Below are 13,489 nucleotides of genomic sequence, written 5' to 3'. Positions count from 1 at the left end.
TTTCAGGCCAGCCAGGGGATGGGGTAAACAGGCCGTGATTGGTAATTGGCTAAAAGCATAGAGATTAGATTCTCTCCCTGTTCTCTGTGGGCTCCAGTGAGCGTAGCGAACGAGCGAGAGACCGTTTTTACACAGGAGGCAACTGACAGCATGCGCAAATCGCTATTAAAAAACAGCCGGGGTTTTACCCTGATTGAAATCATGGTCGTGGTGGTCATTCTCGGCATTCTCGCCGCCATCGTCGTCCCCCGCCTGCTCGAGCGGCCCGAAGAGGCCCGCCGGACCAAGGCGGCGATCGACATCAAGGGGATCGAAGAAGCCATTGGCCTGTTCAAGCTCGACAACGGCTTTTATCCTTCTTCGGAGCAGGGTCTGCAGGCCCTGGTGAGCAAGCCGGAAACCGGGCGCATCCCCTCCCGCTACCACGAGGGGGGCTACCTGAAAAAGATCCCGCAGGACCCCTGGGGCAACAACTACCTCTACCTGTCACCGGGCATCCACGGCGACTTTGACATCATCTCCTACGGTGCCGACGGCGAAACGGGTGGTGAAGGGAACGATGCGGATGTCAACAGCTGGGACATTGAATAGACAAACCGGCTTCACCCTGCTCGAACTGGCGGTAGTGGTACTGTTGATCGCACTGTTCACCGGCCTCTCCATTCCGCTCCTGGGCCGCCTCGGCGTCAGCGGGCTCGACAATTCGGCCCGCCGACTGGCCGGCACCGTGAAATACCTGTTCAACGAAGCGGCTCTTTCCGGGCGCCCCTACCGGCTGACATACGACCTTTCAAAGGGGTCCTACCGGGCCGCCCGCCTCGAAACCGACGGCGAACTGACCATCGAGCAGGGCCTCGTCCGCGAACAGCGGCTCAAAGGCAGTGTCCGCTTCAGAGACCTGTCGGTCAGCGGTCGCGGCAGTTTCAGCAGTGGCGAGGTAAGCATCGACATCCTCCCGGTCGGCTGGATGGAAGAGACGACCATCCATCTCGACGACGGCGCGGACCAGGTGCTGACCCTGCGTATCAACCCCTTTACCGGGGCGACGGAAATGTATCAGGGATATCGTGAATTCTGACCAGCGGATAGTATCAAACCGGGCGCGGGGCTTTACCCTGCTAGAGGTCATGATCGCCATGGTCATTGCGGGCGTCGCCCTGATTGCCCTGTTATCTCTGGGCAACCGCTCTATCGGGGTCAACGGCCGGCTGCAGAAAATTACCCAGGCCACGCTGCTGGCTCAGGGCAAAATGGGAGAAACCGAGGCGGCCGCCGACCGCGGATCATTGCGCTATGAAAACGAAGAAGGGGCCTTCACCCCCCCCTATGACGAGTTCCGCTGGCAGATCGCTTTTGAAGCAACGCCGCTGCCGTCGGTACGGATGGTCACCGTCAAGGTCTTGTGGGGGGAAGAGAAAAAAAACGAACTGGTCGAACTGAACTCGTTTCTGTTCTGAACAACTGGAGTGTTGGTTGGTAGCTACAGCGGGCAAAAGAACAGACGCCCACGGGGCCGCGCCGAAAGGCTTTACCCTGGTGGAGGTGCTGGTCGCCGTCGCCATCACCAGCATGGTGCTGCTGGCGGTTTACGGGGTGTTCGCCTCGGTCAGCGGGGCCAAGCAACGACTGGAAACTGACGGCGAAGCCTATCACCGGGCCCGGGTGCTGTTTGACCGTATTGGCCGGGAACTCCGCAGCGCCTACGTCAAACCTTCGGGCACCGATACCTTTTTCAGAGGTGGCCACAGCAACAACGGTCATCCGTATCTGACCCTGACCACCACAGCGGTGACTCCCCAGAGTAATGCCAGGGGGATCGCGGTGGTCCATTACGAGCTGATCGAAGACCACGAAGTAAAAGCGGGAAACAAAGTACTCATGCGACAGGAAACCAGCCCGCTGAATCCGGCAGCTCAGAACCAGCCAGGCTACCGGCTTGCCCCGGGAATCGAAGAGATGAGCATCCGCTTTTACAATGGCGACAACTGGCAGGACGAGTGGGATTCAAGCTCTCAGGGCCTGCCGCAACTGGTAGAAATCGCCATGCGGATCAAGACCGCTGAAACCACCCTGCCGTTCCGCTCGGCCTTTGAACTGCCCGTCATACAGGCGCACTGATGCGGGTGCTTCGACAGGAAACCGGAATGGTGCTGCTGCTGGTTCTGGTGGTCATTACCCTGCTGGCCGCCCTGGTTACCGAACTGGCGTTTTCAACCCTGGTCGACCTGCGCCTCACCGAGACATTCCGCGACAGCACCAGGGCTTATTACCTGGCCAAGGGGGGGGTTCGTGCCGGCATGAGCATCCTGCAAAGGGATACCAACGGCTACGATGCCCCGGGCGACCCGGCCGAACTCTGGAGCATGGGGATTGTGCAGTATCCGGTCGGTGACGGCCTGGTTTCGGTCCAGATTGAAGACCTGGCCGGAAAGATCAATCTCAACACCCTGGTTGCCTCTGACACCAGCAACGTCAACACGGTCGTTAAGGCGCGGGTTCTGCGGCTCTTCGAATTGCTCGAGATAAAAGATGCCGACAGCTTGACCGCCGCCCTGATCGACTGGCAAGATACGGACGACCGGGTCTACGTCGATCCGGATACAGGACAGGCCTCGGGCGCCGAAGCCGGCCACTACCTGCAACTGGACGAACCAATCCGCTGTAAAAACGGCCCTCTCGAAAGTCTCGATGAACTGCAACTGGTGCGCGGGTTTTCGCCGGAACTGAATCGAAAAATCGCCCCTTTCGTAACGATCTACGGCACGGACAAGATCAACATCAACAGCGCCCGTGTAGAGGTACTCATGGCTCTTTCCGCCGATCCGGAAATCAGCCGGGATGCCGCGGAAAGCATCATTGCCCAACGCAAAAAGGAACCATTCAAAACGCTGAACGCGCTGACCTGGCTCAACGACATTCCCAGCCTCGCCAATCTTGACCGGGGCCCGTTCACAGTGAAAGGCAATGTCTACCGTATCGAATCCCAGGCTACGGTTAACGACGGTGCCCGCCGGGCCGAAGCGGTCGTGGCAAAGACCGGCAACCAGCTTCTTTATTTCAAGGTGGATTAAAAGAACATGGCCAGACGACTCATTGGTGTCGATATCGACGATAACTTTGTCCGAACCGCCCTGGTCGACGACGAGAAGGGGGTAACGACCCTGCTCAGCGTGCAACGACACCCCCGCACAGAAAACGGGGACCTGGCGGACATCCTGCGCGAGGCGATCGGCGAAACCGGCCTCGGCGACCGGATTGCAGCCGCTCTCCCTGCGACGCAAGCCTTTATTCGCCTGCTGCGCTTTCCCTTTGCTGAAGACAAGAAAATTGCCGCCGCCCTGCCAATGGAGCTCTCCCTCCAGCTACCGGTAAACTGCGAAACCTGCACCCTCGCCAGTCAAAAACCGGTTGCCGGGGAAAACGGCTTTCGGGTCGCCGCGGCGGCGATCCAAACCGACGCCATCGAATCGGCACTGGGCCCCTTCGATAGCCAGGAGATTCCGCTCAACGTCCTCGGTCTGTCCCCGTTCAGCCAGGCCAGTGGACTGAAAGCCCAGATCCAAAACGGTCTGCTGGTTACCGTCACGGCCCGGGAAATCACCCTGGCCCTGATCACCGAAGGCGAAGTCGTCAACTATCGGCTGCTGCAAAAAGCTGCCGACATCAATGAGAAACAGCTGGCCGAGGAAATATTGCGGGCGGGCAACGTGCTGCGCAGGAGTGCCGCCAATAACCACTATGCGTGCTACCTGATCGGCAGCGGCGCCACCCCCGGACTGCTTGAACGCCTGCAGGACCTGGGCGAGCAAGCAACCATCCCCCGAATCGAACTTGACGGACAGCCGCTGGCGGCCGAATTCCTGCCGGCCGTGGCGCTGGCTCTGCGGGCCGGCATCAGTGACCGTGAGCGGGACTTCAACCTGCGCAGCGGCCCTTTCGCCCTGAAAAGCGAGTGGGGGCGGATAAAAAAACGGCTGATTGCCATGGCAACCCTGCTGGTGATTTCCCTGACCATACTGTCAACTTCGGCTTATCTCGCCTATTCCCAGAAATCCCGGGCGGCAGCCGCCCTGCAACAGGAAATCACCAGGATTTTCAGGGACACCTTCCCCGGCACCCAGGCGATCGTCGATGCGCCATTGCAGATGCGCGCGCAACTGGCGGAACTGCAGAAGATCAGCCGCATGGTCGGCAGCGGCGACGCGTTCTCCACGCTGAACATCCTGGCCGAGATCTCCCGCAATACCCCCGGCGATCTTACGATCGACATCCGCGACCTCAGCTATACGCCGGAAGCTGTACGCCTCGAAGGAGTCACCAGCTCTTTCGACGCCATCAACCGCCTGAGCAAAACCCTCCAGCAGTCGCCACTGTTCGAGGCTGTCCGGATCGATGACGCCAAGATGAGCCTGGATGGCAACCAGGTCGACTTTCGCATCACCCTTCCGCTGCGCAAGGAGCTTTGACCGATGCTTTCCCAACTGAACCAGCGCCAGCGCATTGTTCTTTTCACCGGCACTCTTTTCGCCCTCGCCAGCCTGATTTATTTCGGCCTGGTCGCCCCCTACCAGAATGCCCTGCGCGGCCTGGACCGGAAAATCGCCAGCCGTCAGCAGCAGCTGGCCGACATGCAGACCCTGAGCCGGCAATATGTGCAACTGAAGCAAAACCTCAACACGGTACAGCAACGACTGGACCAGGATTCGGCGTTTTCCATGTTCTCGTCTGTCGAAAGCCTGGCAGTGCGCGACGTCGGCCGGGAAAACCTGGTCTACATGCGGCCCCAGCCGCCGACGGAAAAGGAGGGTTTCCGCGAGGAGTCGGTCGAAATCAAGCTGGAACGCGTCAACCTCCCCCAACTGATGCGGCTGCTCTATGACGTGGAGGCCGCCGAAATGCCGCTGCAGGTTAAAAGTCTGCGAGTCAAAACTCGTTTTGATGATCGCCACCGCCTTGATTCGGTCTTGACCGTTGCCTCTTACGGGAGAACCCGATGAAGCGCATGCTCCGCGAATTGCTGCGAAAACTGGCCGGTTTTCCACTTTCTGCCAAGCGGAAAGTTAAATGGATCGCACTGACCACGGCCTTGCTGCTGGCTGGCTGGGGAATCGGAATGCTTCTGTTTTTCCCGGCATCCTCGCTGGAAAACCACCTTGAGAACGAAGTGGCCACCCAGCTCCGCGGCAACGGCAGTCTCGACCTGGAAGACCTCTCTCTGCGTCTGCCGCTGCGGCTGGCCGCCAGGGCGGCGACCCTGCGCGTGAAAAGACTCCCCGCAACAGAAATCAAGGCCACCGACCTCGAAATCTCTCCGCTCTGGCTGTCGCTACTGGGCGGGAATCCCGGACTGGCCTACGATTTCAAACTGTTCGGGGGCAATACGGAAGGGTTTCTGCGCCGCAACGGGGAAATCCACCTCAAGCTGGAAAACCTGCAGCTGGCTCTCCCCCTGCGGGAAAAATCCCCCCTGGGCATTGCCGGAACCATCGAACGGGGGGAGCTTTCGGCCCAGTGGCCACCACGGGCAAACTCTGCAAGCCGCCTCAATCTCACGATCAATGATATGCGGCTCACCGGGCTCGAAGCCATCGGCTCGACGAGCGGGGAATTGAAGCTCGGCAGCCTGGTCCTGCAGGGCGCCGGCATGGGGAATGCCTTCAAGATCGATCGTCTGGAAAGTCGAGACGGACAGTTGACCGCGACCGGCAACGGCAACCTGCTTTTGACCAACCCGATCGAACATAGCCGGATCAACCTGGCCGTCACCCTGAAACCGACGCCCGAACTGGACCCGCAATTGCTGGAGCTGCTGGGAATGTTTGTCAAGAAAGATGGGGCCGGTAATTTTCCCCTGCACATCAGCGGCACCCTCTCCCGCCCCCAGGCACAATAGCCACGGTCTGCATCCCGCTTTTTGGTATCCGCCTCGATCGAAAAAAATCCGCAGGGTGGCGTCGAATACCCAATGCAATAAGGAAAGGGCCGGTGAATGACCGGCCCTTTCCTTATTTTCCCCCCAGTTCGCGGGAGCGCCGCGCGGCCTGGCTGACCGCCTCCATCAGGGTTGCTCGCAGGCCCCCCTGTTCGAGCGCCTTGACCCCGGCGATGGTGGTGCCACCAGGCGAGCAGACCCGGTCGCGCAACAGCGCCGGATGCTCGCCGCTCTCCTTCACCAGGCGGGCGGCGCCGAGCAGGGTCTGCACCGCCAGGGCCAGGGCGATGTCCCGGGGCAGGCCCTCCTGTACGCCGCCGTCGGCCAGCGCTTCGATAACGGTGAAGACATAGGCCGGGCCGGAACCGGAAAGCCCGGTGACGGCATCCATCTGCGATTCGCCGACCACCTGCACGATCCCGGTCGCCTCGAACAGGTGGCGGGCCGTCAGCATATCGTCGGCCCCGGCGTACTGCCCGGCACAGAGGGCGGTGGCCCCGGCCCCGACCAGCGCCGGGGTATTCGGCATGGCCCGGATGATGCGCGGGCGGCCGTCGAAGTAGCTTTCGAGCACGGCGGTGGAAACCCCTGCCAGAATCGAAACCAGCAGCTGATTCGACGAAAAGGCACCGGCGATGCCGGTCAGCACCTCGTCGACAAGCTGCGGCTTGACCGCCAGCACCAGCAGCTCGCAGGCCTTGACCACCTCGAGGTTCTCCGCCACCACCTGGATCCCGTAGCGGCTCTCCAGCAGGCCCCGCCGGGCCTGGTCCGGTTCGGCCACCAGCACCTGGCCGGCCGGAAAGGTTCCCGCCAGCAGCCCCTTGAGCATGGCCTCCGCCATGTTGCCGCCGCCGATGAAGCCTATTTTTGCAATCGATTTCATAATAAATCCGCTCCTTTCGCCCCTCAATCGCCTCGCCTGTCCGAATCGAGGCATGCCGTCTCAGTAAATAGAAATCTTCCCCTCCTGTCAAGGGGGCTGTCCCTTGCGGGCCCCCGCGCCGAAAAAACCGTTGACCCCCTGCCGCAAAGGGAGTATAACCCCCCGATCCCAATGGATATTAATCCCATTTACCGGCATTGCGGCATTGCCATATGCGCGCCGGGTTGATATGGTACTGAAAGTCAGCCCACCGGTCCGCAAGCGTGCCAATCGAGCGGCCGGCCTTGCAGAAATATAAGGCGGAGAGAAGGCCGGTCGAACCCTTCCGGCATCCGCCTTGAACCCCATTACCGGAGTCCTCCAGGAGAATTGCGCCGATGAATCCGAGAACGACAGCACGCTGGACGGTGGAACATTCCGCCGCCCTCTATGGCATCCGCCGCTGGGGCGCCGGATTTTTCGACATGGACGCCAACGGCGATGTCACGGTCAAGGCGAAATTCCCCTCCGGCGAGGTTGCCGTCTCACTGATGGAAATCGCCCGGGGGATCAGCCAGCGCGACCACGCCATGCCGGTGCTGCTGCGCATCGAGAACCTGCTCGACGCCCGCATCAGCTTTCTCAACGAAACCTTCCGTGCCGCCATTGCCGAGACCGGCTACCAGGGGGAATACCGCGGCGTCTTCCCGGTCAAGGTCAACCAGCAGTGCCACGTCATCGAGGAGATCACCCACTTCGGCGCCCGCTACGGCCATGGCCTCGAGGCCGGCAGCAAGGCCGAACTGGTGCTGGCCATGGCCTCGCTGAAGCCCGACGCCCTGCTGATCTGCAACGGCTATAAAGACGAGGAATTCATCGACCTCGGCCTGCGCGCGGTGCGCCTCGGCTACCGCTGCTTTTTCGTCATCGAATCGCCGGCCGAGCTCGACACCATTCTCGCCCGCAGCAAGGTCCTCGGTGTGCGCCCCCTGATCGGCGTGCGCGCCAAGGTCTACGCCAAGGTCGGCGGCCAGTGGACCGAATCGAGCGGCGACCGCAGCAGTTTCGGCCTCAGCTCGACCCAGCTGCTCGAGGTGTTTGAAACCCTCAACGACTGCGGCATGCTCGACTGCCTGCAGCTGCTCCACTGCCACCTCGGCTCGCAGATCCCCAACATCGCCGACATCCGCGCCGGGGTGCTCGAAGCCTGCCGCTACTACGCCGCGCTGGTCAAGGAAGGCGCGCCGCTGTGCTACCTCGACTTCGGCGGCGGCCTGGCCGTCGACTACCTCGGCATCCAGAGCGCCTCGAACCCCCATTCACGCAACTACGAGCTGGTCGATTACTGCCGGGCGATCATCGACGTCATCCGCAACACCCTTGACGTTCAGGGGATCAAGCATCCCCACATCGTCACCGAGTCGGGCCGGGCCACCGTCGCCTTCTCGTCGGTGCTGATGTTCAACATCCTCGACGTCATGCACTTCGAAGCGGTTTCCCTGCCGGACACCCTGCCCGCAAAGAGCCACAAGCGGCTGCGCCACCTGTTCGATCTCTGCGACGACATCGACGACCACAACCTGGCCGACCGCTACACCGAAGCCATGGCCATCCGCGGCCAGATCCGCGACCTCTTTCGCCAGGGGCAGATCAGCCTGCGCGAGCGCTCGCTTTCGGAAAACATCTTTCTCGCCCTGGCCCAGAGTATCGCTGCCCGCATCGACGGCCTCGAGGAGATTCCTGCCGGCCTCGAAGGATTGCGGCAGAGCCTCTCCGACATCTACTACGGCAACTTCAGCGTCTTCCAGTCGCTGCCCGACACCTGGGCCATCGGCCAGATTTTCCCGATCGTCCCGCTGCATCGCAACAACGAGGCGCCGACCCGCGAGGCGATCATCGCCGACCTCACCTGCGACAGTGACGGCAAGATCGACACCTTCATCACCGGCCGCGGGCTCCGGCCGACCCTCCCCGTCCACGCCATCAACAAGGAGGAGGATTACATCCTCGGCGCCTTCCTGGTGGGGGCCTACCAGGAGACCCTGGGCGATCTGCACAACCTGCTCGGCGACACCAACATCGTCAGCGTGCGCATCAATGAAGACGGCAGCTACGACGTGATGAAGGAAATCATCGGCGACAGCATCGCCGACGTGCTCAGCTACGTCGAATACAACCCGCAGACCCTGTTCGAAAATTTCCGCGCCATCGCCGAACAGGCCGTGCGCGCGAAACGCATCAGTGTCGAAGAACGGCAGCAGATTCTCAACGAATTCTCCGCCAGCCTGCAGGGCTACACCTACTTCGAAAGCTGACCACCCGCAATCCGGATATGCCTGATCCCCCCACGAAAAAGCTCTGCCACGCTGCGGGGCTTTTTCGTCTTCATCTTTTGGTTTGACAAGCACGCAAGCGCTGGGGTAAAGAGGAAGCGACGCTCAGGCACACCGACCGTCGTTTCCTTGAATGATCGCCTTCCCCCAACGGTGCCCACGGATGACCCTGCGACCTACACTGCTGCTCTTTTTCCTGCTGACAACCACCCTTGCCACACCGGCCTGGGCCGCCCCCCTCGACATCATCCCTTTCCAGACCAGCAACCGCGCCCCCATGACCCAGATCTTCGGCCTGCCCGGCCCCGGCAGGGCCCTTTTGCTTGGCCCGGGAGAAACCGCCGCAAGTTTCGCAGTGGACGCCGAACAAAACTATAGCCACAACACCAGCAATAACGAATCAATCTTCTTCGACGGGGAAAGCTACCGCTTCAACCTCGCTCTGCACCGGGGCATCCTTCCCCGTCTCGAGGCCGGCATCGAACTTCCTTACCTGTCACATCGCGGAGGCTTCCTCGATGGCTTCATCGAGGGATGGCACGATACCTTTGGCCTGCCACAGAACGGGCGCGACAAAGCCCCTCGAGACCAGTTGCGCTACAGCTATATCCGCAACGGAAAGCAAGAAGTTCTGCTGGACGATAACACCGAAGGACTTGGAGACATCCGCCTGCACCTCGCCTGGCAGATCGACCGCCCCAAGGAGGGGCCACAACGGGGAGCGGCGCTGCATGCCGCGCTTAAACTGCCCACCGGCGATAGCGACGACCTGCTCGGCAGCGGCAGCACCGATTTGACGCTCTGGCTGACAGGAACCCGCAACGGTAATTGGGGTGGCACCGCCCTGGCGCTCTTCGGCAGCGCCGGCATCATGGGGCTGACCGATGGAGAGGTTGCCGAGGAATATCAGCGCAACCTGGTCGGCTTCGCCATGCTCGGCGGCGGCTGGCGCCCCTTTCCCTGGATGGTGCTGAAACTCCAGCTCGACGGGCATACCCCCTTCTTCGACAGCGAGCTGGAAGAACTCGGCGACCCGGCCGCGGTACTCACGCTCGGCGGCGACCTGGCCCTGAGCGAACAAATGGCGCTGGAGCTGGGAGTCAGCGAAGATATCGCCACCGGAACCGCCCCCGACGTCATGTTCCACCTGGATCTGCGCAGTCGTTTTTAACTTATTGCGCCCCAGGTAACACTCGTAAATCAGAAAAAAACCGGCCGTCGTGGCATTCTTCGACGGCCGGTTCTCAATCGATGCATTTTTTCCGGATCCTTTTCCTTCGCTACCCCCCCTGCCCCCGTTCATGGATACGCACCTGGAGTCTGTACGCCATTTCAGGATCGAGCGTTTGCAAACGCGCCACAAGCCTCTGCGCGGCCGACACATCACCCAGCTCAAGGTAAACCACTGCCGCATTGTACGCGCTTCCTGCATGGGTGGGGTTCAACCGGAAGGCAACTAAAAATGCCTGCAGGGCCGCTTGCAGTTCACCCTTTTTGTGCAGCGCGGCGCCAAGATTGAAATGGCTCATCGGATCTGCATAGTCCAGAGCAATGGCCCTGCGATAGTGCCTGATGGCCTCATCCAGACGACCAAGGCGCTCAAAGGCCACGGCAAGATTGAAATGTACCGTCGCATTGTTCGGTTCCAGCACAACCCCCTTCTGTAAATATGCGGCAGCTTCGCTGAATTGCCCCAAAAAGTTATAAAGAACTCCCAGGTTGTTATACAGCTTGAAATGCGACGAATTCCGGCGCACACCTTCCTTAAGGATATGCACTGCTTTTTGATAGTTTTTCTGTGCGGTGTAAACCATGGAGAGGTTGATGTGAATCAAGACATACTCGGGATTGATCTCCAGAGCCCGTTCATATAGGGCCTGTGCCTCGGTCAAAAGCCCCTGTTTCCGATACGCATTGGCCAGGTCGAGATGAACCCGCTCACTCCGGGGCGCGCGCAAAAGGTTGTCCTGGTAGAAAGCCAGTGGATCGTTCCAGAGATCGTTACGGATCCAGGTCAGAACCGACAGCGTAGTGATCATCAACACCATCCCGACCAACTCGGCCCGTCTGGGCAACCGGGCAAAGCCGGCCATCACAACCAGCGCAAACCCAAACATCGGGATATAGAGCCGGTGCTCGAAAACGGGATCGAGAGGAATGATCGTTGACTCGACAGAGAGACTCAGGAAAAACCAGAGGATTCCGGCTGAGACGTGCGGCAGCCTCTTACGCAGGAATGCCGCGACGGCCAGCAAGGCAGCGATCCCGAGAAAAGCGACCAGGTTCTTCCAGGCCCAGAGTGTAGCAACGACAGGAAAGTCGTAGTCGAGAGCCTGGCCATAGGGGATGAACAACAGGCGCAGGTAGAGCCAGAGGACGGAAAACTCGGTCGCCAGGTAGTTGAGGGGGGAAAGATGCTGCAGGTGGACCAGGTCGGGCACACCGCCGACGTTGGCGATGTCAGCACCGGCAAGCATCGGCAGCAGGAGACTTTTAACCGCCAGGGCAGCCGGAACCAGGGCCAACGGCGCCACGTACCACAACAGGCGCGGCCAGGGCAGACGCCGTTCGGAAGGCATAAAATAACGCTCAAAGAGAATGATTGCGACCGGCAGTACCGCGGTGTTCTGCTTGATGAAAACGGCCAGGGCGCCGCATAAAAAAACCCCGCCGTAAAACAGCCAGTGGCGTACGGGCTTGTTTTCGGGAACCTCCCTGACCCGGCAGTAGAAATACAGGGCAAGAAAGAAAAACAGCGCAGCGAGGCTGGTCATGCGCTGGACGATATACGTTACCGCCTGCGTCTGCAATGGATGGGCGACAAAGAGCAGGGCGCCGCCGAAGGCAAGGAGAAAACGATCGCGAAAGACCCTTTTGAGCAGGAGAAAAACCAGCCAGGAGGTGAGCAAATGGATGGCAATGTTGACCAGGTGGTAACCGACCACGCTGGTCCCCCCAAAGTGATAATTAAGGGCAAAGGTCAGGTCGGCAATGCCCCGCGATGCGTAGAAAAAATTATTCAGCGCATCCTGCAGCCGGTGGATGGCCAGGTTTTCCACGATGGCATGCAGGTCGTCCATGTACCAGGGGACATTCAGTGTGTGCGCATAGGTGATGACCCCCAGCAGGACAATGCCGGCCAACGCGGCCAGATTTCCTCGCCACCCCAATTCTACAGAATCTTTTTTCAACTCTGGCATCCTAGAGTTATCTCCTCCATCGAAATCAACCTTCATGCCGGACATTTACAACCGGCTTCCTGAGTGCCGTCATCAGAATGGCCAGCAGGACCTTGACCATGTAATAGCCCCCCGTGAGCCCCGCGATCGAGGATCCTCCCCCCTGCCGCTCACCCATGCGGGTAAAAACCTCGGTCATACTGAACCCGTTCCGGCCGAGCAGGATCACCGCCTCCGGTTCGGGGTAATCCACCGGATAGTAGCGAGCCAGCAGTTCGATCGCCCGGCGATCATAAGCCCGGAAACCGGAGGTATTGTCGGTCACCCGCTGACCGATCAGCAGAGAGTTGACCGCCTGGAACAGTCGAATACCGATCCGCCGGACAAAGGTCGAGCGGTAGTTCGCCTGGTCCTCCAGAAACCGTGAGCCGATAACCATGTTGGCGGCCTGGGATTTCAGGGCCTCGAGCAACTTGGGAATCTCGGATGCAAGGTGCTGACCATCGCCATCGAACTGGATGGCGATGTCATAGCCGTGGCGGGCGGCGTATTTGAACCCCGTCTGGACAGCTCCGCCAATGCCGAGGTTTTTCGGCAGATCAACGACCCTCGCCCGCCCGGTCGAACGGGCAACCCGGGACGTCTGATCGGAGGAGCCGTCGTTTATGACCATGACGTCGAGGGCGGGGTGGATGCTCCCCAGATCCTCGATGACCTTTCTTATGTTCTGTTCCTCGTTGTAAGCGGGGACGATCACCAGGATCCCGGCCGTTTTCTCCACCGGCCCGACGACCCCCCACAGCCCCATCTCCTGGATCAATTCCTTGTTCTGTTCCGAAAGCCGGGTAATGACCACCGTCAGATGGATGAGCAGGAGAAAGGTGAAGCCTGTGGTCATCAGGGTCAGCACGCTCGGCGGATAGGCGATACCGAACAGTTCCCCCAGGCGGTCGATGGCATAACGGTCGAGCGAAAGGTAGAGCAGAAAAAGACTCATTGCGAACCAGAGGATGGAATACTCCTCCCGAATCCGCTTGTTCTTCACCAGGCTGAAAATAAACCAGAAGATGAACAGGCTGAACAAAAGCGCTACGATCTGGATGCGGTCAAAAACGAGCAAGTCTGCCATTACGCCCTGCCTCCCGGGCACAGGTAAAAAAACGCTATGACCTTGCCTGAG

General features: G+C 60.2%; 13 protein-coding genes. 10 read left to right on the top strand and 3 right to left on the bottom strand.

Annotation, left to right across the window (positions count from 1 at the left end):
* The first annotated feature begins 150 nt into the window (after positions 1 to 150).
* From gspG to gspN, 8 genes are read left to right on the top strand one after another with little or no spacing between them, the layout of a single operon-like run.
* Positions 151 to 591: a type II secretion system major pseudopilin GspG gene (gene gspG, locus ABYV89_RS01460; RefSeq protein ID WP_432821142.1), complete on the top strand. Its 441-nt coding sequence runs from the start codon at positions 151 to 153 to the stop codon at positions 589 to 591.
* Positions 584 to 1,078, top strand: a complete 495-nt coding sequence (locus ABYV89_RS01455) for a prepilin-type N-terminal cleavage/methylation domain-containing protein (protein ID WP_432821141.1) — start codon at positions 584 to 586, stop codon at positions 1,076 to 1,078. The genes gspG and ABYV89_RS01455 overlap by 8 nt, the downstream gene beginning before the upstream one ends.
* Complete coding sequence (locus ABYV89_RS01450) at positions 1,068 to 1,457, top strand: type IV pilus modification PilV family protein (protein WP_432821140.1); 390 nt, start codon at positions 1,068 to 1,070, stop codon at positions 1,455 to 1,457. Before ABYV89_RS01455 ends, ABYV89_RS01450 begins: the two co-directional genes overlap by 11 nt.
* A 16-nt stretch (positions 1,458 to 1,473) precedes the next feature.
* Positions 1,474 to 2,118, top strand: a complete 645-nt coding sequence (locus ABYV89_RS01445; RefSeq protein WP_432821139.1) for a type II secretion system protein GspJ — start codon at positions 1,474 to 1,476, stop codon at positions 2,116 to 2,118.
* The gene (gspK, locus tag ABYV89_RS01440) at positions 2,118 to 3,071 is read left to right on the top strand and encodes a type II secretion system minor pseudopilin GspK (protein ID WP_432821138.1); all 954 of its coding nucleotides are present in this window, start codon (positions 2,118 to 2,120) and stop codon (positions 3,069 to 3,071) included. The genes ABYV89_RS01445 and gspK overlap by 1 nt, the downstream gene beginning before the upstream one ends.
* A 6-nt stretch (positions 3,072 to 3,077) precedes the next feature.
* Positions 3,078 to 4,466 (top strand): type II secretion system protein GspL, encoded by a 1,389-nt coding sequence (gene gspL / locus ABYV89_RS01435; protein WP_432821137.1) that lies wholly within the window; start codon positions 3,078 to 3,080, stop codon positions 4,464 to 4,466.
* 3 nt (positions 4,467 to 4,469) lie between these two features.
* Entirely contained in the window at positions 4,470 to 4,997 is a 528-nt protein-coding gene (gspM, locus tag ABYV89_RS01430) for a type II secretion system protein GspM (protein WP_432821136.1), read from the top strand.
* Positions 4,994 to 5,893: a type II secretion system protein GspN gene (gene gspN / locus ABYV89_RS01425; RefSeq protein WP_432821135.1), complete on the top strand. Its 900-nt coding sequence runs from the start codon at positions 4,994 to 4,996 to the stop codon at positions 5,891 to 5,893. Before gspM ends, gspN begins: the two co-directional genes overlap by 4 nt.
* 112 nt (positions 5,894 to 6,005) lie before the next feature.
* Here the strand turns inward: gspN and proC are convergent, their stop codons facing one another.
* Positions 6,006 to 6,818, bottom strand: a complete 813-nt coding sequence (gene proC, locus ABYV89_RS01420; RefSeq protein ID WP_432821134.1) for a pyrroline-5-carboxylate reductase — start codon at positions 6,816 to 6,818, stop codon at positions 6,006 to 6,008.
* Between the two features lie 377 nt (positions 6,819 to 7,195).
* Here proC and speA point away from each other — a divergent pair, with 377 nt between their 5' ends.
* The gene (gene speA, locus ABYV89_RS01415) at positions 7,196 to 9,112 is read left to right on the top strand and encodes a biosynthetic arginine decarboxylase (protein WP_432821133.1); all 1,917 of its coding nucleotides are present in this window, start codon (positions 7,196 to 7,198) and stop codon (positions 9,110 to 9,112) included.
* Between the two features lie 181 nt (positions 9,113 to 9,293).
* Entirely contained in the window at positions 9,294 to 10,301 is a 1,008-nt protein-coding gene (locus ABYV89_RS01410) for a DUF3187 family protein (RefSeq protein WP_432821132.1), read from the top strand.
* Between the two features lie 109 nt (positions 10,302 to 10,410).
* Here ABYV89_RS01410 and ABYV89_RS01405 read toward each other — a convergent pair whose 3' ends face one another.
* On the bottom strand, positions 10,411 to 12,321 hold the full coding sequence (locus ABYV89_RS01405) for a tetratricopeptide repeat protein (protein ID WP_432821131.1): 1,911 nt from the start codon (positions 12,319 to 12,321) through the stop codon (positions 10,411 to 10,413).
* Positions 12,322 to 12,355: 34 nt separating this feature from the next.
* The gene (locus tag ABYV89_RS01400) at positions 12,356 to 13,438 is read right to left on the bottom strand and encodes a DUF2304 family protein (protein WP_432821130.1); all 1,083 of its coding nucleotides are present in this window, start codon (positions 13,436 to 13,438) and stop codon (positions 12,356 to 12,358) included.
* Positions 13,439 to 13,489 lie beyond the last annotated feature (51 nt).

It is taken from the genome of Trichloromonas sp., from assembly GCF_041583255.1.
Classification (GTDB): Bacteria; Desulfobacterota; Desulfuromonadia; order Desulfuromonadales; family Trichloromonadaceae; genus Trichloromonas.
This window is presented reverse-complemented; position numbering and strand designations above follow the sequence as displayed.